The sequence below is a fragment of the Micromonospora olivasterospora genome (genome assembly GCF_007830265.1).
Taxonomy (GTDB): Bacteria; Actinomycetota; Actinomycetes; order Mycobacteriales; family Micromonosporaceae; genus Micromonospora; species Micromonospora olivasterospora.
Genome location: NZ_VLKE01000001.1, coordinates 6685417 through 6707187, shown reverse-complemented (window position 1 = coordinate 6707187; position 21771 = coordinate 6685417). Strand labels below are relative to the sequence as shown.

Here is a 21771-nt window from a genome sequence, read left to right as displayed (position 1 = left end):
TGGCGGTTCCGGGACACCACTGCCGGTCGCTCATTGAGCGGCGCTCGATGGCGCATAGCCCTGTTGCCAGTCGGGGTGTCCCGGGCCGCCGGGCCTCGCAGAACTCACGCTGGACCTCGAAGGTCGAGCGAGCTGGGCGATGGCCCGACGGTCACCGGTGCACTCGAACCAACATCAGCTCGAGTGAGACAAGGGTGCACCAATGAGCGGCGTACGCAGAGCCCCTACAGACAAGTCGCCGTTGGAGCGCTGGTTCAAGACGCTGTCCGAGGCGCTGCTGGCCGGCCGGGCAACAGCGCGAGTCGTGCACTGCTCCCTGTCCTCACCGACCCCGCCGACCGGGACCCGCTAACGGTATGCGCTGAGGCCGGACGGCTACCTGGTGATCGGTACCTTCCGCCGCCGACCGGCCACCCGCTGTTCCGGCCTACCGATCGCCCGTTTCCCCCGTTACGGGGAGTGCGACGGACAGCCGGCGGCTGGCTACAAGTCCGGCGGTGTCGAGTAGATCCGGTCCGTGGATTGGGCTGCCCTGTGTTCCCCCAGGCGGGTGGGCGAGGTCCGCCTCGCTGATCATCCCGACCAGGCGATGGTCGTCTATCACCGGCAGCCGTCGGATCTGGTGCTGCTCCATCAGCCGCAGCACCTCGTCCTCGCCGGCTAGCACGCCCTAGCCACCCGACGGTCAGAGCAAGGCAACATGCCTATTTCACCCCGATCTCCTTTGAAGCGGACATAGTTTGGGTGCAAGGGCAGCGGCGCGCGGGGGATGGTGCGATGGAGCCGCGGGAGGCGTTCGTCGAGTTGCAGGAGCGCCTGGGCCGGCCGGGTACGCGGATGCTGGATCGGCTTCGGCAGGCGCAGGATGAGGACGGGCGGGTCGACGCCGACGACTTGGCGCAGGCCGCTGGCGAGTTCGGCTGGCCGGTGGCGGCCGTGACCGGTTCGGCGACCTACTACGCGGACTTCGCCGAGGGCCGGCGGGGCCGACGTCACGTCCGGGTGTGCGAAGGGACCTCGTGCTTGGTGAGCAGCCAGGGCCAGCACATCGCACGGCTGGAGCGGGCGCTGGGCGTGCGCCTGGGCGAGTGCGCGGCGGACGGGTCGGTGTCGCTGCAGGGCGTGCGGTGCCTTGGGTACTGCTACGACTCGCCCGCCGTGCTCGACGGGGAGCTACCAGCCAGCGGGGAGACTCTGGGTGGGCTGTTCGGTGACCCGCTGGCCGCGCAGCGGCGGACGAGGCCCGGTTGGGTCGAGCCGTTGAAGATGCAGGCGGCGCAGATCCCGTACGCGAGCGCGGTCGAACGGCCGGTGGTGCTGGCCGGGCTGGTCGGTGGCGAGGAGCCGTGGGCGGTGTGGCCCAGCGTCGTGGCGGCCGGTTCCCGCGAGAAGGTCATGTCCGAGATCGCCGCCTCTGGTTTGCGCGGGCGGGGCGGGGCCGGTTTCCCGGTGGCGAAGAAGTGGTCGATGACCGCCGGCGAACCCGCGCCCCGGTACGTGGTGGGCAACGGCGACGAGGGTGACCCCGGCTCGTACGGCGATCGACTGCTGATGGAGCACGACCCGCACCGGATCCTGGAGGGCCTGGCACTGGCCGGGTTCGCGGTGGGCGCGCGGCACGGCCTGATCCTCGTGCGCTCGGAGTACCCGACGGCGGCCGAGCGGCTGCGTGCCGCGGTGGCGCAGGCGCGCCAGGCCGGTCACCTGGGAAAGGGGGTGCACGACTCGCCGGTCGACTTCGACGTGGAGATTGTCGTGGGGGCCGGCTCGTATGTCGCGGGGGAGGAGACGGCGTTGCTGCACGCCCTGGCCGGGTTGCGGGCGGCGGTGCGGGCGCGTCCTCCGTACCCGACCAGCCACGGCTTCCTCGGGCGGCCGACCGCGGTCAACAACGTGGAGACGCTGGCGGCGGTGCCGTGGATCGTGCGGCATGGTGGGGCGGCCTATGCCCGGCTGGGCCACCCGGACGAACCCGGCACCAAGCTGGTCTGCCTGAGTCAGCGTTTCCGCCGGCCGGGGGTGTACGAGGTGGAGTTCGGTGTGCCGCTGCGGCACCTCGTGGAGGATCTCGGCGGCGGGCTTCGGGAGCCGTACCAGTTGCGCGCGGTGCAGGTCGGCGGCCCGCTCGGCGGCTTTCTCACCCCCGACCAGCTCGACCTGCCACTGTTGACCCGGCCGCTTACGGAGGCCGGGGCCGCGTTGGGGCACGCCAGCCTCGTCGCGGTCGACTCGACCGTGCCGGCCGCGGCGATCCTTCGGCATGCCTGGGCGTTCGGGGCGGCGGAGAGCTGCGGAGCCTGCACCCCCTGCCGGGTGGGCACCCGCCGCGGCATAGAACTGGTCGAGCGGCTCGGGGGACCCGCCCAGGCGGCGGAGGTACTCGCCGACCACGAACCGCTGCTCGAGGTGCTGAACGTGGCGAGCCTGTGCGCGTTCGGGCGCGGGGTGGCCTGCGCGGTCCGCAGCCTGCTGCGGGTGTACGCGAGCGAGCTGCACCAGGCCACAGCCTTCACCAGCAACAGGGGCGCCTAGAGATGCAGTTATCCGTCGACAACATCGGCGTCGAGGTGACCGAGGGTGCCACCGTGCTGGACGCCGTACGGGTGGCCGGGGCGGTGGTGCCGACCCTGTGCTACGACGAGCGGCTCACCCCGCAGGGATCATGCCGGGTCTGCCTCGTCGGCGTGCGGGGACGGGCGATGCCCGCGTGCACCACCCCCGCCGTCGACGGGATGGAGATACACACCGACGACCCAGCTGCCTGTAGGTCCGCACGGCTCGCCCTGGAGCTCCTCGTGTCCCAACTGCCCGCACGGGCGCTCGACATCCCCGCCGAACGCAGCGAACTGGTCCGCGCCTGCCAGCACTTCGGCCTGCCCGCAACCCGGTTCGACGGCGCGACCCGGAACGCGGGCGTCGATCACTCGCACCCGTACGTGAAACTCGACCGGGACCTGTGCATCGCCTGCAACCGCTGCGTACGCATGTGCGCCGAGGTACAGGGCACCTTCGCGCTCTCCCTCGCCGGGCGCGGGTTCGACACCGTCGTCGTGGCCGGCACCGGCGGGCCCTGGGTGTCGTCCCCCTGCGTGGCCTGCGGCGGCTGCGTCGACACCTGCCCGAGCGGTGCACTGTCCGAACCAGGGCTGGCCGACCCCAACCCGATCAGCCGGACGACCACCACCACCTGCGGGTACTGCGGCGTGGGCTGCACCCTGCGGGTGCACGTCCGCGACGCAGCCGTCGCCGCGATCACCCCCGTGCACGGCGCCCCGGTCAACCGCGGCCACGCCTGCGTCAAAGGCCGGTTCGCGCACGCGTTCACCCGGTCCCGGGAGCGGCTGACCACCCCACTGATCCGCGACGGCGGCCGGGACTCGCCGCTACGACCCGCATCCTGGCAGGAGGCCCTCACCGTCGCCGCGACCCGGCTGGCCGCCATCCGCGACCACCATGGGCCCGACGCCATCGGCATGATCTCCTCCGCCCGGGCAACCAACGAGGAGAACTACCTCGCCCAGAAGTTCGCCCGCACCGTGCTTGGCACCAACAACATCGACAACTGCTCCCGGCTGTGCCACGCCCCGTCCGCGGTCGGCCTCGCCGCCGCGTTCGGCTACGCCGGTGGCACCAACTCCGTCGATGACCTCGACCAAACCGACTGCATCCTGATCGCCGGCGCGAACCCCACCGAGGCCCACCCGGTCGTCGGGGCCCGGATCAAACAGCTGGTGCTACGCGGCGCACGGCTTATCGTCATCGACCCCCGCCGCATCGACCTCGCCGAAATGGCCGACGTGCACGTCCAAGCCAGACCCGGGTCCAACGTCGCCGTCTTCAACGGCATCGCCCGGGTGCTACTCGACGAGGGATACGCCGACGAGGACTTCCTCCGCACCCGGGCCAGCGGCCTCGACGAGCTCACCGCGTTGCTGGGCGACTACCCGCCCGACCACGCGGCACGGCTCGCCGGCGTCGCGCCCGAGGCGCTGGTCGCGGCGGCCCGCCTCTACGGGGCCGCACGCCGCCCGGCGATCGTCTACGGCCTCGGCATCACCGAACACGCCCACGGCACCGACGGCGTACGCACCCTGTCCAACCTCGCCATCCTCAAAGGCGCCGTCGGCACCCCCGACTGCTGCGGCATCCTGTCCATGCGCGGGCAGAACAACGTCCAAGGCGCCTCCGACATGGGCGCCCTGCCAGACATGCTCCCCGGCTACCAGCACGTTGCCGACCCCGGCGTCCGCGCCCGATTCAACCGAGCCTGGCAGGCCGAGGTGCCCGCCCGGCCCGGGCTGCGCATCCTGGACATGTTCGCCTCAGCCATCGCCGGACGAGTGCGGGCGATGTACGTCATCGGCGAGGACATCGCACAGACCGACCCCGACAGCGGCAACGTACGTCGGGCACTGGCCGCCTGCGACCTCGTCATCAACCACGACCTGTTCCTCTCCACCACCGCCGAACACGCCGACATCGTGTTCCCGGCAGTGCCCTTCCTCGAAAAGGACGGCACCTTCGTCAACTTCGACCGCCGCATCCAGCGGGTCCGCCCGGCGCTGGACCCACCCGGACAGGCCCGCAGCGACTTCGATATCCTGCACCTGCTCGCCTGCGCGATGGGCGCCGACCTCGGCTGCCCCACCCCCGCCGACGCGATGGCGGAATGCGCCGCACTGACCCCCACCTTCGCCGGTATCTCACACACCCGACTCGACCGCGACGGGCCACTGCACTGGCCCTGCCGTGGTCCGGACCAACCCGGCGAGGGACGCCTCTACCTCGACTCGTTCGCCACCCCCGACGGCCGCGCCGCGCTCGCCGTCCGGCCGTACCTGCCGCCGGGCGAGCAACCAGACACCAGCTTCCCGTACGTCCTGATCACCGGGCGCCGGCTGGTGCACTACAACAGCGGCTCGATGAGCCGCCGCACCCCCAACCAGCAACTCCACCCACACGAGGTCCTCGACCTGCACCCCGACGACGCCGCACGGCTCGAACTAGCCGACGGTGACCTCGTCGAAGTGACCAGCCGACGGGCAACCGTCACCTTCCCCGTCCACCTGACCGACACGATCGCCCCCGGCCAGCTATTCACCGCCTTCAACTTCCCCGACACCCCCACCAACGCCCTCACCTCCGACGCCACCGACACCGAAACCGGCTGCCCCGAATACAAGATCACCGCGGTGTCTCTGAGCCCGGTTTCGTAATCACAGGGCTAGACGGCGGGCGAACTCGCGCTACATGAATGCAAGCTCCTGCCAGTCGGTAGGCCGGCAAGGTCAGCAAGCTCCGCCGAAGTCGCGCAGCGTGTTGACCGGCTGTGGCTGGGGCTGGCTCATCGCGGCCGATCCCGGCGCTCGAAGGTAAGGAGCATAAGCCTGTAAAACACCTACCAATGGATCATCGCCAGTGTCCACCAACTCCCGCTTCGCGGCCCGCTTGCCCTGGTCTGGAAACTGATCCTCACCGTCGGGCTGATCAGCACCATCCTCGGCACCGTCTCCGGCGCGCAGAACGTCGGACCGCTGGCGGCCCTCGCCGTCGGCGGATACCTGGCCCTCGCCGGGCTTTGGGCCTCACCGCTGACCGGAGCGTCGATGAACGTCTTCCGCCCCTTCGGCCCGGCCCTGATGCCCGGGCAGCCCCGGGCCCGGTGGGCGTACCTGCTCGGACCGCTGCTCGCGGTGCCGCCGGCGGTCGGCGTGGCAGAACTGTTGCGCGGCCCCGGCGGCGGCCGGATCAGCCGCCGCGCCGCCCAAGGCGCCGTCCGCGACTGACCGCCGGCAAGGTCGAGGGTGCCGGCTTCCCCGTCAGGCGGCCTCGCCACGTAGCGCGGAGGTGTCGACGACCTGCCCGGTGGGCAGGCGCGGGGTGTGCGGGGGGCCCGCGTGCGTCAGGTCCGCGATCCCGAGCCGCAGCGCGAGGTACGGGAAGCCGAGGCCGGCCAGCAGCCCGCGCAGCGTCTGCCGGGTGCCTTCCACCTCCACCACACCGCTGAGCGGCACCACGGAGAGCCCGAGCCGGGTGGCGGCCAGCCAGGCGGCGGAGAGCGCCTCGCCAGCCCGTAGCCAGTTGTCCGGCTCGTCGTCGGTGTTCCAGAGGATTGCGTAGACGGCTGCCCGGTCGTGCCCGGGGCCGACCGGCAGGGTGCCGGGCCGGCCGAAGTCCCGGCCCGGCACTGTGGTCCGCGCGGCCTGCTCGGGCAGCACCTCGGGCGGCAGTCCGGTGCCGGGGCCGGCCCGGCTGGTCCAGTACGCCAGCTCCTCGCGGAGCTCCGGCTCCGCCGCCGCGACCACCGCGGCCTGAGCCGCCGCGGCGGCCAGCTCCATTACCTGGTCGGACCTGAGCACCTGGAGTCGCCCGCCCTCGGCGTCGGTCGCCTTGGCGATCTCGTCGAGCGCCGGGGCGGGCACGGGCTCGTCGCTGACCGGCCGGCGGTCGGTGTGCCGGACCTGCATGCACTGCACGAGACGCATGGCGTCGGGGTCCGCCCCGGTGTGCCGGAATCCGGTGAGTCGGGCGAGCAGTTCCGGCTGTTTCGGGTCGGGCAGCCGCTCCACCAGCGCCGTCCAGCCCTCGGCGGCCAGCGCCACGCGCGCGTGGTGCAGCCCGGCGCCGCAGCTCAGCACCGTCAGCCGGGCATCCGGGTCGGTCGCGGCGAGCTGCGGGTCCCGCACCATCCGCAGTTCCAGCGCGTCCGGGAGGACCTTCCAGCGCCACGGCTGGGTGTTATGCACCGAGGGGGCGCGACCGGACGTCGCGGCGGCCTCGGTGAGCGCGGTGGTCAGCGGACGATCGGTAGCCGGCGTCTCGTGGCTCATCGTCACGACCTTTCCATTTTCCCCCATCGTGCCCCACCCCGGTTTTCTCATCGTGCCGCACGCTGGCCGCGTCCCGGGCGGTGTTGTCGCTCCATCCTCCGGGGTACAAAGGCCGGTTCACCCGGTGTGCAGGATCCCTGCCTCGGGTTTCGATCCGCGTCGGATTACTCCTTTTACGCGGTCCGGCGACCCGTGCCGCTGAGACGATCCGCAGGTGGGAGCGGAACCGCGTGAGTGCGTACCGGAGCGCCCGGTGCCGGGGCACCGGGTGGATTGGCGGCAGTGGGCACCACTGACCCTGCTCACGGTGGCCGTGCTGGTGGGCGCCGGGTTGTGGCTCGCCGGGATGCGGGGCGCGGCCCAGCTGGTCTGGGCGGCGGTGACCGTGGCAGCGCTGCTGCCGGCCACCTGGACGACGCTGCGGCAGCTATGGCGCCGGCAGTTCGGGGTGGACGTGATCGCCGTGCTGGCGCTGGTCGGCACGCTGCTGGTCCGCGAGTACCTGGCCGGCGCGGTGATCGCCGTGATGGTCGCCACCGGGCAGGCGCTGGAGAACTACGCCGAGCGGCGGGCCAGCCGGGACCTGCGGGCACTGCTAGAACGCGCGCCTCGGCAGGCCCGGCGGCGTACCCCGGACGGCGGGATCGAGGTGGTGCCGCTGGAGCGGGTGACGGTGGGGGACCGGTTGGTGGTCGGGCCCGGTGACGTGGTGCCGGTGGACGGGACGGTCGAGGAGCCCGCGACACTGGACGAGTCGGTGGTCACTGGCGAGTCGCAGCTGGTCACCCGAGCCGCCGGCGAGCAGGTGGCCAGCGGCGTGGTCAACGCCGGCGCGGGCTTCGGTCTGCGGGCCCGGAAGAACGCGGCGGAGAGCACGTACGCCGGGATCGTCCGGCTCGCCGAGGAGGCCACCGCGCACAAGGCCCCGATGGTCCGCCTCGCCGACCGCTACGCGGCCGCGTTCGTGCCGTTCACCCTGCTGCTGGCCGGCGCGGCCTGGCTGCTCAGCGGGCAGTTCATCCGCGCGGTGGCGGTCCTGGTGGTGGCGACCCCCTGCCCGCTGCTGCTGGCCACCCCGATCGCCATCGTCTCCGGGCTGTCCCGGGTGGCCCGCCGCGGCGTACTGGTCCGCGACGGCGGGTCGCTGGAAATGCTGGGCCGGGCCCGCACCCTGCTGATGGACAAGACCGGGACGCTCACCGCGGGCCGGCCGCGCGCCGCCGAGACGGTGGTCGCGCCCGGCGGCGACCGGGACGAGGTGCTGCGGCTGGCCGCCTCCGTCGAACAGCTCTCCCCACACGTTTTGGCCGCCGCCCTGGTTCGGCAGGCCCACGAGCAGCGGCTGCCCTTGGCCGAGCCGGCGGACGTCACGGAGGAGCCGGGCCGCGGGGTGACCGGCCGGGTGGACGGCCGCCTGGTCCGCGTCGGCCAGCTCGCCGGCGAACCGCCCGAGTGGGCGCAGCGGGCCCGCGAGCGCGCCGAGCTGGCCGGCCGGTCCACCGTCTGGGTCAGCGACGACCACGGCCCGCTCGGCGTGATCCTGCTGGAGGACCCGGTACGCCCCGACGCCCGACGTACCGTGCGGCGGCTCCGGCAGGCCGGGCTGAACCGTCTGGTGATGGTTACCGGTGACCGGCCGCGCACGGCCGAGCAGGTCGCCCGGATCGTCGGGGTGGACGACGTGATCGCCCAGTGCTCGCCGCAGGCGAAGGTCGACCGGGTGAAGGAGGAGTCCGGCCGGGCGGTGACCGTGATGGTCGGCGACGGCGTCAACGACGCGCCGGCGCTGGCCGAGGCGCACGTCGGGATGGCGATGGGCGCCACCGGGGCGACCGCCTCGGCCGACGTGGCCGACGCGGTGCTTACCGTGGACCGGCTGGACCGGCTCGCCGACGCCGTCGAGATCGCCCGGTATGCCCGCCGCATCGCGGTGCAGAGCGCCACCGTCGGGATGGGCCTGGCCGTCGTGGCGATGGTGGCGGCCGCCGCGGGCGGGCTGCCCCCGGTCGCCGGCGCGTTCCTCCAGGAGGGCATCGACGTGCTGGTGATCGTCAACGCGCTCCGCGCCCTGCGCGGCGGCCTGCGCCCCCGCGACGTCTCGCCGGAGACCCGGGCGATGCTCGACCGTTATGCCGGTGAGCACGGCGGGGTACGGGACGTGCTGGACCGGCTGCGCGACAGCGCCGACCTGGTGGCCACCCGCCCCGACGCGGCGGAGTGCGTACCGGCCCTGCGGGACGTGCACCGGCGGCTGGTCGACGAGGTGCTGCCGCACGAGGCAGCCGAGGAACGGCACCTCTACCCGGCCCTGGCCGGCCCGCTCGGCAGCGACGAGGCGACCTCGACGATGAGCCGGGGGCACGTGGAGATCAGCCGGCTGGTGGACCGGATCGGCGGCCACCTGGTCCAGCACCCGGACGGCCGGCTGCGCCACGACGAGATACCCGACCTGCTCGCCGCCCTGTACGGCCTGGACGCCCTGCTCCGCCTGCACCTGGCACAGGAAGAGGAGGACTACCATCTCCCTCAACCCCGCCGAGTAGTAGGCCCAGGTTGACCCGAGGCCATCGCGCCCTTTCGCCGAACGGCCAGGTCAGGGGTAGACCACCGGGGCCTGGCGGGGCGTTTGGGCTGAGAGGTGCCACCCGGAGCGGTATATGCGCCACCGGCCACCGGTGGCGCCCGGCCGTCGGGATCGACGAGGCCCGAGACATGGTCGCCCTGCTGTCCCCGCCATGGCCCGCGCCTACGCCGGCCACACCGACCGCCGCGGACCCGCCACCACCACCTACATCAAAGCCGACCTACACGCCGTCGCCGCCGCGCTCGCCGCCATGACGGGCCAGCCCCACCCGCTGGCCAGAGGACAAGACGGACAGGCCTTGCCCGAGCCAGGCCAGGGATGACGGCAGCCGACCACGCCATTCCCTGGAACGAGACCGCCTTTGGGCGGTCAAGGGCTGCGACGGCATCGGGCGGCACATCGCTCAACGGCTGGTCGCTGACGGCGGAACCGTGGTGGACGTTCCCGCGAAGCTGTCCGCCCGGTCCCGGGTGTTCGCCACCGGCCAGGGCCGCAAGACCGACCCGGGCGATGCCCGCAGCGTCGCTGTGGTTGCCCTGCGCACCGAAGGCCGGGCCTCGACGGCGTCATCGACCTCGGCGACGACTTTGCCAGCCTCGTCGGCATCTTCGGGTTGTGGGTGCCGACCGAGGAATTGATGAGTAGAACCAGTTTACGCGTCGATGACAGCGTACGTTCACCACTGCACTGGCAGGGGATTGCTCGTCCTATGCAGCCGAGTGCCCAGCGTCGTCGAGCCTTCTGGGCGTGCCGTCCGTGCTGCCCGCGGCAGCGAGCGCCCGGAGCAGCGCGACGACAAGTGGATTCCTCCCGATACGAGCCGTCTCGTCGCGGGCGGCGGTCAGCCCGGTCCAAGTCGCTGATCGTCGGCATGCCGTCCGTCGAGCCGGACGAACCTACTGCCTCCAGACACGCCAAGTCGGCACCCCCACCGCGAGAAGCTTTGCCAGCCGCAGCGGTCATGGGCGCTCGGTGCTGGATGCGTCGCGAGCGACGTTGTTTGGGATGAGCGTGTAGATCGCAGTTTGCGGGGTAACCCCCGCGAAACCCATGAGGTTGTCACCTCTAAACGCAAGATGAGGAGTTAGGTTCGATGTTGAAGAAGTTGCACGATGCGGGGCTGAGGGCGGAACACTGCTACATGGCCGGCATGGCGAGTGTTGCGCTGGCGTTCACAAGCTGGCTGCTTTCCAAGCGATTCGAGCACGCCGGCATCGAACGTGCGGATCGGTGGGGGATTTTTGTCGGCGAATGGGCTCCTACCTTCTTCGCGATGGGGAATGGTCTTCAAATGTACGAAAGGTAAACGCTTCGTTGTCGCGGCTTCGCCGCGCGCATGCGCTGGTGCACAGGCGTACCCACTGCTGACCGGGCGCGGTTATTCACTGGTGACGGGTGGCTACATTGGGAATGTGACGCGGAATTGGCGTCAACTGCCACTGAACCCTGGATCTGGCCCACCTTCCGGGAACCGGAGTGGCACTGTCAGCTCAGCAGGACGCGCTTATGGAGCAGGTCGAGGGTTGCCGGGCAGTGCATCCGTGGTTTGGTCATTTGATTCGGTTGACGTGGCTTTCGACGCTGCCGGAGCTGCGAGGCAGGGGGCAGGCCCGCTGAGGACGGCGTCATGGTAGACCGGCGACGAATGAGTGCAGGTCAGGTTGATCGTCGGCGGCCACGGTGATGATTCAGGTGTTGAGGCGGTGCCTGTGGCGGCTGGTGAAGATTTCCCCGAAGTTTGACATGGCCGGCGGAGTGCGTTCAGCTGACGGGACACGACGCGGATCTCGGCGAGGCCGATGCGGTCGGCGGGGGTGGCGTAGCAGCCAGGCCATGAGCCGTGGACTTTTCGGTAGCCGCGGTCGGGCTCGTTCGTGGCGGCGGTCCGCAAGGTTGCAGGTGACTGGCGTGCTCAGGCCCGTACCGGGATGCCGGACGGCGCAGCGTGGTGGACCTGCGGCCAGGCGGCCTGGGTGGCTGCTTCGCGGTGGGAAAGGACGTCGACCTGCCGCCGGTTATCGATGTAGGCCATCTTCGTCGGATACCGGTGGCCTCGGCGGAACGCGAAATCGTCTACACCCGGGCGGTGGCGCTCTGACCGGTGGATCCGGCGGAGTTCGGATCAGCGCTCTAGCTAGGATGCTGCTACTTCGGCTGGTCGCCAGGCCGAGGCGATCAGCCACCTGGGCGTCTTCTTACGAAGCAGCGGGCTGCAGCGGGTGTATCGGCAGGCCAACCTGCTCAACGAACGTGCCGAACCGGGCAGCGCGCCGCCGTGCCTCAGGTGCCGGACGTGTAGGGCTCGGACGTCGGCCGGCAGACTTTGCTCGACGATGACGTGCGCTTGCTGGCGGTCGGCGCACATGTCCTGCCTCGCGCTGTGTTACGGCTGATTGACGGGCATCGACGCGCCCGCGAGTAGCTCGATGCCCTGGCCGTGCCCCCCCATTCTTGGCAAGCCGGACGGAACGGCCGTTGCCGTTGGCTCCAGCTATGTTATCCGTGGCGCAGTCTCGATGAGTGCTTGACGATGGCCGGTAACAAGACAGCCACGCTGCTGGCCGGCTCGTGTGCACTGGGCGCGCTGCTGGGCGGCGGCCCCCCGGAGCTGGTCGACGGGCTGTCCCGGTTCGGCCACCATCTCGGCATGGCCTTCCAGCTAATCGACGATCTGCTCGCCATCTGGGGCGACCCGCGCCGCACCGGCAAGCCCGTCGGCTCTGATCTGCGCGCCCGCAAACGCAGCGTGCCCGTCGTTCGAGCACTGACCGCTGGCGGGCAGCGCTGGCCGGGACTTGGCCTATAGCGGCGCCCAGCGCCACACCGTCTCCGATCCGCCGTGGCTCTGCATCTGTTGCTGCTGTGGCGGCCCGAGTGCCTTGGCCAATGCGGTACCGAGTTGCTGGCAGCGGTCCCCGAAGGGGCGGAAGCCGTAGCGGGGAATCAGCCAGACTGCTCCGCTGTCGCGCCCGGCTGCCACCTGCCGGGCCAGTCCGGCCGGGTCCTGAGCCTCGATCCGCTGCCGGTAGTCGGTCCAGTCCAGTCGGCCCGGCCACTTCTGCTCGGGAAAGCTGAGCAGTCGCGGCCGATGGCGCAGCCGCCGGATGACGTCGGGCCCGAGCTGGTCCGGGCAGAAGACCACCGTGTCGGCGTCGGTGACCTGCCGGTTGAGAAGATCGGCGAGGACAGCGGCGTCGGTGCGGGGGCGAGTCACCAGCACGGCGTCCACCGCCAGCCAGGAGATCGTCAGACCGGCGACCACCAGGGCCGTCCAGAGTCTCGGTAGCAGTGCCGCGCCGACACCGAGCACCAGCACGGCCAGGGGTAACACGACTGCGGCGTACCGGGTGACCACCGCCGATCCGGTGAGCCAGGCGACGGCGACGGCGAGAAGGAGGGTGGCGGCGCCGGTGCCGCCGATCAGGCGGGCCCGGCGGCCGTCCGCGACTGCCCCGTACGTCATGAGCGGCCAGGTGACCAGTGCCAGCGCGGTGGCGGGTGGCACGCTGGCGGCCGACCACTCGGTCACGACGGAGAGCAGGACCTGGATTCCGCTGCGTCCCGTCCAGGGCGTACCGGTGTGCCGGTTCTGGTACAGGAATGTCGGGAGCCAGGGAAGGAACGGCACGGCCCCGGCGGCCAGTCCGACGAGGCTCCACCAAGCTGCGCGGGAGCGCTCTCGCAGCAGCGACACCAGCAGGCCGACCCCGACCACGGCGTACAGGAAGAGCGCCCAGTAGTGGGTGAGCAGCAGCAGGCCGGCGACGATAGCCAGGCCGAGCGCCCGCACCGGACCGGGGCGCCGACGGACCCCCTCCAGAGCGAGCACGCCGAGCAGCACGAGCAGGATCACCAGGGTGTACGGGCGGGCCTCGGTCGCGTAGCGCACCAGCCACGGGTTGCCGGCCGCGAGAACGAGTGTGACGAGACCCGCGTTCGAGCGTCGGGCCGCGACGTACCAGAGCGGCAGGGCAGCGGTGGCGAACAACCCGGACAGGCTGCGCACCGCCCAGTCCCCGGTGCCCACCATCCCCATCCAGCCGTGCAGGAGCAGGTAGTACAGCGGCGGAGCGCCGTCGCCGCGCAGCGCGGCGAACAACTCGGGCAGCGGCAGGCGGGCGATCGCCACGCTCTGCGCCTCGTCCAACCACAGCGGCGAGGTGGCGCAGAAGCGCAGCACAACACCGGCGGCGAGGACCAGCGCGACGAGCGCGGCCAGCGCTTTCCTGCCTGAGAACCCGGGCGGCCCGACCGCGGGCGCACCCTGGCCCGCGGCGCTCATCGGTGGCCCTGATCCGCCCTTGGTCTGGTCGGGGCGGCCCGGCCACCGCCGCTGCCCAGCTCCGACTTGCCCTCGTGGTAGTCCTCTTCCACGTTGACCGACCAGAGGTCGTGCGCGGCGCCGCCGATGTTCTCCACCGCCCGCATCGCGGTCAGCATCGAGTGGTCCTGGTTGTTGTACTTGTGCATCCCGTTGCGTCCCACCGGAAAGAGGTTCGGCGCCACCTGCGCCAACCAGTCCCGCAACACGTCGACGTGTTCGGCGTATCCGGCGTCGTAGACCGGGTACGCCTTGGGGACCCGTACCACGTAGCCCGCCTCCACCTCACCGTGGACCAGGCCCAGTTCGGTCAGCTCCCTGGTGGCCAGCGCGATCAGTTCGTCGTCTGGCATGTTCCACAGGTCGTCGCCCTCGTTCACGAAGTACTCCAGGCCCAGGCAGGTGTAGCCGTCCTTGACCAGGTGCGGCGACCAGGAGCCGAAGTTCTGTACCCGACCGACCCGGACGCCCGGGGTGTGCACGTAGATCCAGTTGTCGGGGAAGACGTCGCGAACCGGCAGCGCCAGGGCGACGGTCAGGAAGTCCCGGTAGGTCAAGGCCCGGGCGGCGCGCGCGACCTCCTCTGGCGGGTCCATCGCCAGCACCAGTTGGGTCAATGGCATCGAGGAGATCAACCAGTCGCAGTCGATCCGCTCGGACTGCCCGTCTCCGGCGACGGTTACCCCGGTGACCCGGCCGCCGTCGCGGTGCACGCGGGTCACCGGGCGATGCAGCCGCACCTCGCCCCCGCCGGCCTCCACCAGTTCCCGGGCCCGCTGCCACATCATCCCCGGGCCCAGGCGCGGGTACTTGAACTCGTTGATCAGTGTGGTGATCTGCTCCTGGTCGCGCTGGGGTCTGCTGGGGCGCAGTGCCTCGCGGACCGCGTTGCCCAGCGACAGGTTCTTGATCCGTTGCGCGGCCCAGTCCGCCTGAATCTCGGTACCGGGAACTCCCCAGACCTTCTCCGTGTACGTCTTGAAGAAGATGCCGTAGAGCCGGCGGCCGAAGCGCGCCGTGACCCAGCCCTCGAAATGGCTCTGATCCTCAGGCGGCCGAACCCGCGCCCAGACGTACGAGCCGACGCAGCGGGCGGCCTCCAGCGGGCCGAGGTTGCGCAGCGCGTTCGTCGGCTTGAGCGGGTAGTCGTAAAGCCGGCCCTGGTACAGGATGCGGCTCATCCGGGGGCGATTCAGGAAGTCCTCCGCCGGCAGGATCTCGTGCCACAGGTCGCGAACCTCGTCGATCTTGGTGAAGAACCGGTGTCCGCCCAGGTCGAAGCGCCAACCATCGCGTTCCACCGTGCGACTGATCCCGCCGACCTCGCCGTCGGCCTCCAGCACCAGCGGCCGCTGCCCTGCGCGCGACAGCATCAGCGCGGCGGTCAGCCCGGCCGGCCCGGCGCCGATCACCACGGTCCGCCCCGCGTCGCCCCCGTCTGATCTACCCGGGCGCGTCGCGGGGGTGGGGCCCGAGCCGTGCGTCATCCCACTGCCTCCAGGCTGTTGGTCACCGACGGCGGTGCCTTCCCCGATTGGGGCGCACCGAACCGCAGCGAGCCGCCGAGTTGGCAGGGTCGCGTCGGACACACCCTGTCCGTCAAGCCGGGGTAACGGGATGAAGCGGGCAGGGTCTTCCGGTCACCTGGTGGGGTGGCGTCCTCCGACGCGGCGCCGCCCGGTGGCCCCCGGGGCCGTTGCCGGCCCTGGCAGCGCGGCGTTCGTTCCCGCCGTCGGGGCGGCTATACCCGCGTCCACGCGTGGTAGCGGGCGCGGCTGGGGCGCGCCGGTCGGACCGTGGACGTGGGGCCGATCCCCCTCCCAGGTGACCTCGTCGAGCCAGAGCTGCCGGCCGGGCGAGTTCGCTCCGACGGCACCCGGTTGCCAGGCGTGATACAGCAGCCAGGTGCGTCCGTCGTACTCGACCATGCCGGCGTGCCCGGGGCCGGACGCTGCGGAGTCGCTGCGCAGGATCGGGTTCTCCGGCGCCTTCTCGCAGGCGCCGGCGGGCGTGTCGCAGGTCGCGTACCCCTCGGCGTACGCCTTGGAGGCGTAGCCGTTGCCCGAGTAGAAGAGGAACAGACGGCCGTCGTGGCGCCAGAAGAACGGGGCCTCGACCACTGCTTCCTCCCACGCGCTGGTCTGCTTCAACAGCCGCGTCGGCTCGCCGACCAGCTGCAACCCGTCGCCGGAGAGGCGTTGCGACCACAGCCAGGTATCCACGCCGATGGCGTTGCCGTCGTTCTTCCAGACCAGCCAAAGGCTGCCATCGCTGTCCCGGAACGGACTGGGGTCGATTGCGCCGCCCTGATCCGGCGAGCAGACCAGGGGACTGGTGGAGTCGTCCCGGTACGGTCCGGCGGGTGAGTCGGCGGCCGCCCGGCCGACGCACTGCTTCCCTGACCCGTGGTCGGCGGCGCTGTAGAACAGCAGGTAGCCCCCCGACGTGCTGCCGATGATCTCCGGCGCCCAGGTCCGTCCGGGGTTGGCCCAACCCGGCAGGGTTGGCAGCGCGTCGCCGGCCGGCGTCCACGCCACCAGATCCGGCGAGGTCAGCACCGGCACGTTTTGCCCGCCGCTGTTGGTGTGCACCAGGTACCAGGTCGCGCCGACCCGAATGGCCTGCGGATCCGGGCTGTCCCCGGCGTAGACGGGGTTGACGAAGCTCCGCGGGTCGACGGATCCCACCGCGGGGGCATACGACCGAAGCACGCCGCCAACCATCGCCGCGATGACGACGACGAGCGCCACGATCATCGCGATGCGGCGGTATCGGCTACGACGAGCCGTAACGTCGACCAAGAGAGCTTTGTCCAATCCGGGTTTCCGAAGGGCACAAGACCCTAGGGGCAACCCGGCCGGCCGAACACCTCTTCCCTCGAGCCGTGCGGCGCCTCGGCTGGACCCACGCCGAGATCGCCCAGCCCCAACTCCTTGCGGCGGCCCAGAAGACGCGCCAGTTCGACCCACGGGGAAGATCAGCAACAGCCCGATCTCATCGCCGGCTGCCACTCACGTCGCCGCGCCGGCAGGCGCTTTCACCGCGGGTGCCGCCCGGTCCGCCGGCCGTCTCCGTGCTCGCTCAGGTATCAAAGGCGACCAAAGGGGGACGTGCCCGTCCTGGCCGGGACGCCCGGCTCGTTCAGCGCGATCGGGAGAGGCTGTGGGGAACAGACGGCGGGGCGGCTGGGCCGGGCGTCGAGGCACGCTCGGAGTCGACCGGGTTCCTGCTTCCTGGCGCTTCGCCGTCACCGTGTTCCTCGGTGCAAAGGCCGTGCTCACGCTGGCCGGAATGCTCGCGCTGATTGCCTTCGACCGGATGTCCTGGACACCGCCTGCCGACGAGTGGGTCATGCGCCACCAACAGCAGGCGATCTCCCCGCACCGCTGGCTATCGTTCTGGTTCGCCTGGGATTCGTTCCTCTACGATCATCTGTCCCGGCTGCCGCTGGACCGGCCGTGGCAGGAGTTCGGCTTCCCGCTGCTTTACCCGTTCCTGGGCCGGGCACTGGCGCCACTGCTGGGCGGGCACACCGCAATGGCGCTGCTGGTAGTGGCCAACGTCGCACTTCTGCTGATGCTCTACTACGCTCATCGGCTCGGGGAGCGGCTGCTCGGCGACGACGTCGCGGCCCGCCGATTCGTCCGGTATCTCGTGTTGCTGCCGGCCGCGTTCCTGTTCCAGGCGGCGCTGACCGAGTCGCTGTTCCTGTGCCTGACGCTCGCCGCCTTCCACTATGCCGAGCGGCGGCGGACGGTGTAGTGCAGGTGCAGCACGCGGTCGCCCTGGACCATCATGTCCGGGTCGTCGAGCAGGACGGTGCCGGTGTGGCTGCCGAAGAACCGTACCCCTTCGCCCATGACCACCGGGACGACGTCCATCGCTACCTCGTCGACGAGGCCCGCCGAGAACGCCTGTCCGCCGACGTCGCCTGCGGTCACGCAGATCAGACCGTCACCGGCGATTTCCTTGGCGAGTGCGATGCCGGCCTCGACCGAGTCGGCTGTGTGGAAAGGCGCGTCGGGGAACCTGGCGAGCCATTCGTCGGGCAGCGGCCGGTGGGTAACGACGACGAGTTCGTCCCCGGCGGCGGGTACGCCCGCCCAGCCGTCGGTGGTGTCGAACAGGTGGCGGCCGATCACGGTGACCTTGACGGCGTCCCAGAAGGGCTTCACGTAATCGGCGGAGGCGCGGCTGACGTGGAACGCCCACTGTTCGTTGGCTTGGACCGTGACATCCCCGTTGCCGTACCAGTCGAACAGTGGCCCGACCGTGTCATCGGGATAGGCGATGAAGCCGTCCACCGAAACCACAGCCTGCACGACAACTCTGGCCATCTTCACTCGCTCCTTGACTCATCAAACGCCGGGCATGTGTCAGCCGAAGAATGGTCTCGCAGTTCTCCACGCCCAGTCTTTCGCGCCGACGCTACCGACGCACCGCAGTGAGCGAGGAACGAGGGGAAACAAGCCCTGGCCGGCCGTTCCCCGTGGCCAAGGATGGAAGTCCGGCACGACCGAGCTGTCGTCGTCCTGCGCCACCGGTTGCCACGACCGGATCGCCGGTCAGTCGCAGTACGTGGCGCCATCGGAGAGCTGCGGCGGCCCGCCCTGCAATTCCGCCACGGACCCGGCCCAAGGAGCGCCAGCAGGTCACCATCGCCCGTACGGCAGCAACAGCGCGTAGAACCGCCGTGCACCGCGTACAGGTCCGCATGTCGATCGGCACCGTGACGCCGCTGTCCGACTCCAACACCCGCGCGACGGCGTCATCACCCGGCGGTTCGAACAGCGGGCGAGTGACCCGACCAACCGACCCAGCCGACCAATCATCCGTGCTGTGGCACCGACATCAGGTGTGGTGTCATGCCGCAGGTCTCGCGCGGCGGCCGACTCAAAGTCGCCACACTCCGTGGTGATCAGCGGGCGTGCCAAACCGTGCAGACGTGCACGCTCGTGCCGATGAGCGGTCAGGCAGGTGGGGGGCTCGAGAGACCCCGTGGAGACGATTCGTGCGGCCTCCGACGCCGGGCAGTGTCACCAGCTTGACAGCGCCTGCCGTTGTCGGCCCCGTGCCGAATGGTGGGACCAGTCACACCAAATGGCCGCGCTTTCTGCTCAGGTAGGCGCGTTCGGCGGAGTTCTGGGTGGCGGCGATCGCGGCGTCGTACGCCTGCTTCGCCGCGGCGCTGCGGCCAAGTCTGCGGAGCAGGTCGGCGCGGGTGGCGTGCCAGGCGTGGTAGCCCGTGAGCGGCAGCCGGTCGACCAGAGCGAGGGCGAGTTCCGGGCCGTCCAGCTCGGCGACCGCGACCGCGCGGTTTAGTGCGACGATCGGCGACGGGTCGAGCCGGGTCAGCTGGTCGTATAGCGCGATGACCTGTGACCAGTCCGTGTCCGACGCCGTGGGGGCGTCGGTGTGAACGGCGTTGATCGCGGCGAGTATCTGGTAGCGGCCGGGTCGGTTGATCGTGAGGCACTCGCGGACCAGGTTGTGGCCCTCGTCGATCAGCGCGCGGTTCCAGCCGGCGCGGTCCTGTTCATCGAGCGGGACCAGTTGCCCATTCCGCACGCGTGCCTCACGCCGGGCGTCGGTGAGCACCAGCAGGCCGAGGAGACCGGCCACCTCCGGCTCCTCGGGAAGCAGCTGACGGAGGATCCGCGTCAGCCGGATTGCCTCGCCGGTGAGCTCGGCTCGAACCGGGTCGCCATCGCCGGTGGCGAGGTAGCCCTCGTTGAAGACGAGGAGAGGTAGCCCTCGTTGAAGACGAGGAACAGCACCGCCAGTATTCCGCCGAGCCGTTCGGGGAGGTCGGCGGTCTCGGGCACCCGGTACGGCACTTTCGCCGACGCGATCTTCTTCTTCGCCCGGGTGATCCGCTGCGCCATTGTGGTCTCGGGCACGAGAAACGCCTGCGCGATCTCCGGCACGGTCAGCCCACCCAGGAGCCGGAGGGTCAACGCGATCCGCGCCTCCGGTGCGAGCGACGGGTGGCAGCAGGTGAAGAGCAGCCGCAGTCGGTCGTCCTCTACCGGTCCGGTGGGCTCGTGGGGCGTGTCGTCGTGGGACATGAAGGCCGCCTGATGCTTGGCGTCCCGCTGGTTCTCCCGGCGGATCCGGTCGATCGCGCGGTTGCCCGCGACGGTGGTGAGCCAGCCGCCAGGGTTGGGAGGTACGCCGGACTCCGGCCACCTCTCCAGCGCGGCCACGAGCGCCTCGCCTGCCGCCTCCTCTGCGATATCGATGTCACCGAATCGGCGGACAAGCGAAGCGATCAGGCGGCCGTATTCCTCGCGGAAGACCCGCTCGACGGCCGCCGTTGCGTCGTTCATCGATCAGTCGCCGGTTGAACCTGCTCAGGCGAGACCGTCGAACGGACGGACCTCGACCTTGCCCCGGCACGCCTTTGACCCCTCGGCCGCGAGCTTGAGCGCCACGTCAAGGTCGGGCGCGTCGATGACCCAGAAACCCCCGAGGACCTCCTTGGTCTCAAGGTAGGGGCCGTCGGTCACAACCGGCGTCTCAGCCCGGCCGTCGACGACGGTCGCCGTCGAGGCCGGCGCAAGACCACCCGCGAAGACCCAGTAGCCCTCAGCGCGCAGCTTGTCATTGAAGGCACCGGTCGCGGCGAACGCCTCCTCCATCTCTCCCTTTGAGCCGTAGTTGCCGAACTCGTCCATCTCGGCCGGGCCGTGCACGGCCAGCAGGTAGTGCGTCATCCCACTTCTCCTCAGTTCCGGGCGGTCCCGATGACCGCCTTCCACCCCACCACGAACGGCATCCCGCCGATACGACAACCTGCCACAGAAAATCTTGCGACCGGCTTCTTCACGGCGAACCGCGCGGTCGACGCCCGCGCACAGCACAGGACGTTCGGGTCCTCAGCCGCGTCTTTGTGCAGGGCGTGCCCGACGGGGACTGGCCGCGCCAGCATCAGTCAGGGCCGGAACCCGCACCCGACCCGTCCCGACGCTGCGTCACCACGCACACGCACCCACCCGTAGAACTTTTTCTTCGCGAGCTGTCGGATCCGGACCCGCCCGTTCGTGGAGAGGGTATGAGCGGGTCGCACCGGGCGGCCCGCCGAGGAAACGGAGCCCGACATGTCCACCAACGTCCAGGTCCCCACCAGCAAGACCCCCGGCGCGTCGAACCTGACCGTCGAGCGACAGCCGGTCTGGAAGCACGGCGTCGCCGCGGCCGTCGTCGCCTCGGTCGCCACGACCGTCCTCGCGGCGGTCGCGTCGGCCGCCGGGATCTCGTTCGCCGACAGCACCGGCGCGAGCATTCCGATCGCCGGGTTCGCACAGCTGACGCTGGTCTTCTCGCTCGTCGGCGTCGGCATCGCCGCCGTCATGGCGCGCAAGGTACGCCGGCCGCGGCGCACCTTCGTGCGCACGGCGATCGCGCTGACCGCGCTGTCCTTCGTCCCGGACCTCACCTTCGGGTTCGACGCCGGCTCCGCAGCAACCCTGATCACGCTGCACACCATCGCCGCGGCGATCGTGGTTCCGGCCCTGGCGGGGCGGCTCGCGCGCACACGATGACCCGGCTCGAACCGTGCCACCGCCCTTCGCCGGGTCGACGCTTCAGTCCCACCCGCCGGGGGCGTGACGAAGGAGACCCGCACGACGCGGCGACCGCGACGGCACCGGCCGCACCGGGCACGAGCCGCACTGCGGAGGCGACCACCACCAGTAGCGCCAGGAAGGCGACCGGGGCGGGTTGGCCCTGCTGGTCGGGCTGCCAGTCGATCAGCTCGGCGGCCGCGCACAAGACGATCGCCGCGGCCGCCGCCCGAGCGGGGAACCGTCGTCGCAGCAGCGCCGCCCCGCACACCGCTGCCGTGATCAGCACCAGCGCCGCGCCCACCGGCCAGGCCGGGCGGCGGTTCAGCACCACCGCCACCTCAAGGGCGAGACCGGCGGCGAGCAGCACTCCGAACGCGGCCTCGGCCAGCACGCTCGGCACGCCGGCCCGACGCAGGCCGGTACGCCTTCCGGCGAGAATCATGATGCCTCTCATGCTCGGTCCGGAGC

The 21771-nt window shown here is 70.9% G+C and carries 17 protein-coding genes and 1 pseudogene; 9 read left to right on the top strand and 9 right to left on the bottom strand.

Annotation, left to right across the window (positions count from 1 at the left end):
- Positions 1-427: 427 nt before the first annotated feature.
- Entirely contained in the window at positions 428-604 is a 177-nt protein-coding gene (locus JD77_RS30135) for a hypothetical protein (protein WP_281292197.1), read from the bottom strand.
- A gap of 173 nt (positions 605-777) precedes the next feature.
- On the opposite strand from JD77_RS30135, the gene JD77_RS30130 reads away from it, so the two are divergent.
- The 3 genes from JD77_RS30130 to JD77_RS30120 all read left to right on the top strand — a co-directional run bounded on the left by JD77_RS30130 (position 778) and on the right by JD77_RS30120 (position 5786).
- Positions 778-2532, top strand: a complete 1755-nt coding sequence (locus JD77_RS30130; protein ID WP_145777186.1) for an NAD(P)H-dependent oxidoreductase subunit E — start codon at positions 778-780, stop codon at positions 2530-2532.
- Between the two features lie 2 nt (positions 2533-2534).
- Positions 2535-5216 carry a formate dehydrogenase subunit alpha gene (gene fdhF / locus JD77_RS30125; protein ID WP_145777185.1) on the top strand — a complete coding sequence of 894 codons (2682 nt, stop codon included), beginning with the start codon at positions 2535-2537 and terminating at the stop codon, positions 5214-5216.
- 192 nt (positions 5217-5408) lie between these two features.
- Positions 5409-5786, top strand: a complete 378-nt coding sequence (locus tag JD77_RS30120) for an aquaporin (RefSeq protein WP_145777184.1) — start codon at positions 5409-5411, stop codon at positions 5784-5786.
- Between the two features lie 33 nt (positions 5787-5819).
- On the opposite strand, the gene JD77_RS30115 is transcribed toward JD77_RS30120, so the two are convergent.
- Positions 5820-6830, bottom strand: coding sequence for an Acg family FMN-binding oxidoreductase (locus tag JD77_RS30115; RefSeq protein ID WP_145777183.1), 1011 nt, complete (start codon positions 6828-6830; stop codon positions 5820-5822).
- Positions 6831-7044: 214 nt separating this feature from the next.
- Between JD77_RS30115 and JD77_RS30110 the strand changes: the two genes are divergently transcribed.
- The 4 genes from JD77_RS30110 to JD77_RS30090 all read left to right on the top strand — a co-directional run bounded on the left by JD77_RS30110 (position 7045) and on the right by JD77_RS30090 (position 12220).
- Positions 7045-9387 carry a heavy metal translocating P-type ATPase gene (locus JD77_RS30110; RefSeq protein ID WP_145777182.1) on the top strand — a complete coding sequence of 781 codons (2343 nt, stop codon included), beginning with the start codon at positions 7045-7047 and terminating at the stop codon, positions 9385-9387.
- 1120 nt (positions 9388-10507) lie between these two features.
- A complete protein-coding gene (locus tag JD77_RS30100) occupies positions 10508-10720 on the top strand; it encodes a hypothetical protein (RefSeq protein WP_145777181.1) in 213 nt (70 codons plus the stop codon).
- 639 nt (positions 10721-11359) lie between these two features.
- Entirely contained in the window at positions 11360-11512 is a 153-nt protein-coding gene (locus JD77_RS34520; RefSeq protein ID WP_246141132.1) for a hypothetical protein, read from the top strand.
- Positions 11513-11851: 339 nt separating this feature from the next.
- Positions 11852-12220 (top strand): polyprenyl synthetase family protein, encoded by a 369-nt coding sequence (locus JD77_RS30090; RefSeq protein ID WP_281292153.1) that lies wholly within the window; start codon positions 11852-11854, stop codon positions 12218-12220.
- Here the strand turns inward: JD77_RS30090 and JD77_RS30085 are convergent.
- The 3 genes from JD77_RS30085 to JD77_RS30075 form a co-directional block, all read right to left on the bottom strand.
- Positions 12215-13696 carry a glycosyltransferase family 39 protein gene (locus tag JD77_RS30085; RefSeq protein ID WP_145777180.1) on the bottom strand — a complete coding sequence of 494 codons (1482 nt, stop codon included), beginning with the start codon at positions 13694-13696 and terminating at the stop codon, positions 12215-12217. The genes JD77_RS30090 and JD77_RS30085 overlap by 6 nt on opposite strands.
- Positions 13693-15150 (bottom strand): NAD(P)/FAD-dependent oxidoreductase, encoded by a 1458-nt coding sequence (locus JD77_RS30080; protein ID WP_246141130.1) that lies wholly within the window; start codon positions 15148-15150, stop codon positions 13693-13695. The genes JD77_RS30085 and JD77_RS30080 overlap by 4 nt, the downstream gene beginning before the upstream one ends.
- A gap of 225 nt (positions 15151-15375) precedes the next feature.
- The gene (locus tag JD77_RS30075; protein ID WP_145777178.1) at positions 15376-16491 is read right to left on the bottom strand and encodes a glycoside hydrolase family 43 protein; all 1116 of its coding nucleotides are present in this window, start codon (positions 16489-16491) and stop codon (positions 15376-15378) included.
- A 406-nt stretch (positions 16492-16897) separates the two neighbouring features.
- Here JD77_RS30075 and JD77_RS30070 point away from each other — a divergent pair, with 406 nt between their 5' ends.
- A complete protein-coding gene (locus tag JD77_RS30070; protein WP_246141128.1) occupies positions 16898-17497 on the top strand; it encodes a hypothetical protein in 600 nt (199 codons plus the stop codon).
- Here the strand turns inward: JD77_RS30070 and JD77_RS30065 are convergent.
- The 3 genes and pseudogenes from JD77_RS30065 to JD77_RS30055 form a co-directional block, all read right to left on the bottom strand.
- Positions 17470-18072, bottom strand: a complete 603-nt coding sequence (locus tag JD77_RS30065) for a dihydrofolate reductase family protein (RefSeq protein ID WP_145777851.1) — start codon at positions 18070-18072, stop codon at positions 17470-17472. The two genes, JD77_RS30070 and JD77_RS30065, sit on opposite strands and share 28 nt — an antisense overlap.
- Before the next feature lie 754 nt (positions 18073-18826).
- Positions 18827-20064: pseudogene (locus JD77_RS30060) on the bottom strand (RNA polymerase sigma factor).
- Positions 20065-20088: 24 nt separating this feature from the next.
- Complete coding sequence (locus JD77_RS30055; protein WP_145777177.1) at positions 20089-20451, bottom strand: YciI family protein; 363 nt, start codon at positions 20449-20451, stop codon at positions 20089-20091.
- Positions 20452-20835: 384 nt separating this feature from the next.
- Here JD77_RS30055 and JD77_RS30050 point away from each other — a divergent pair, with 384 nt between their 5' ends.
- Positions 20836-21279: a DUF6069 family protein gene (locus JD77_RS30050; RefSeq protein WP_211372746.1), complete on the top strand. Its 444-nt coding sequence runs from the start codon at positions 20836-20838 to the stop codon at positions 21277-21279.
- On the opposite strand, the gene JD77_RS30045 is transcribed toward JD77_RS30050, so the two are convergent.
- On the bottom strand, positions 21209-21757 hold the full coding sequence (locus JD77_RS30045; protein WP_145777176.1) for a hypothetical protein: 549 nt from the start codon (positions 21755-21757) through the stop codon (positions 21209-21211). The genes JD77_RS30050 and JD77_RS30045 overlap by 71 nt on opposite strands.
- Between the last annotated feature and the right edge of the window lie 14 nt (positions 21758-21771).

Bases quoted from the DNA above. Each gene is read 5' to 3' on its own strand.
- JD77_RS30085 (WP_145777180.1), bottom strand. From the start codon at position 13,696: ATGAGCGCCGCGGGCCAGGGTGCGCCCGCGGTCGGGCCGCCCGGGTTC.
- JD77_RS30050 (WP_211372746.1), top strand. From the start codon at position 20,836: ATGTCCACCAACGTCCAGGTCCCCACCAGCAAGACCCCCGGCGCGTCG.
- JD77_RS30075 (WP_145777178.1), bottom strand. From the start codon at position 16,491: ATGATCGTGGCGCTCGTCGTCGTCATCGCGGCGATGGTTGGCGGCGTG.
- JD77_RS30065 (WP_145777851.1), bottom strand. From the start codon at position 18,072: ATGGCCAGAGTTGTCGTGCAGGCTGTGGTTTCGGTGGACGGCTTCATC.
- JD77_RS30130 (WP_145777186.1), top strand. From the start codon at position 778: ATGGAGCCGCGGGAGGCGTTCGTCGAGTTGCAGGAGCGCCTGGGCCGG.
- JD77_RS30100 (WP_145777181.1), top strand. From the start codon at position 10,508: ATGTTGAAGAAGTTGCACGATGCGGGGCTGAGGGCGGAACACTGCTAC.
- JD77_RS30115 (WP_145777183.1), bottom strand. From the start codon at position 6,830: ATGAGCCACGAGACGCCGGCTACCGATCGTCCGCTGACCACCGCGCTC.
- fdhF (WP_145777185.1), top strand. From the start codon at position 2,535: ATGCAGTTATCCGTCGACAACATCGGCGTCGAGGTGACCGAGGGTGCC.
- JD77_RS30045 (WP_145777176.1), bottom strand. From the start codon at position 21,757: ATGAGAGGCATCATGATTCTCGCCGGAAGGCGTACCGGCCTGCGTCGG.
- JD77_RS30055 (WP_145777177.1), bottom strand. From the start codon at position 20,451: ATGACGCACTACCTGCTGGCCGTGCACGGCCCGGCCGAGATGGACGAG.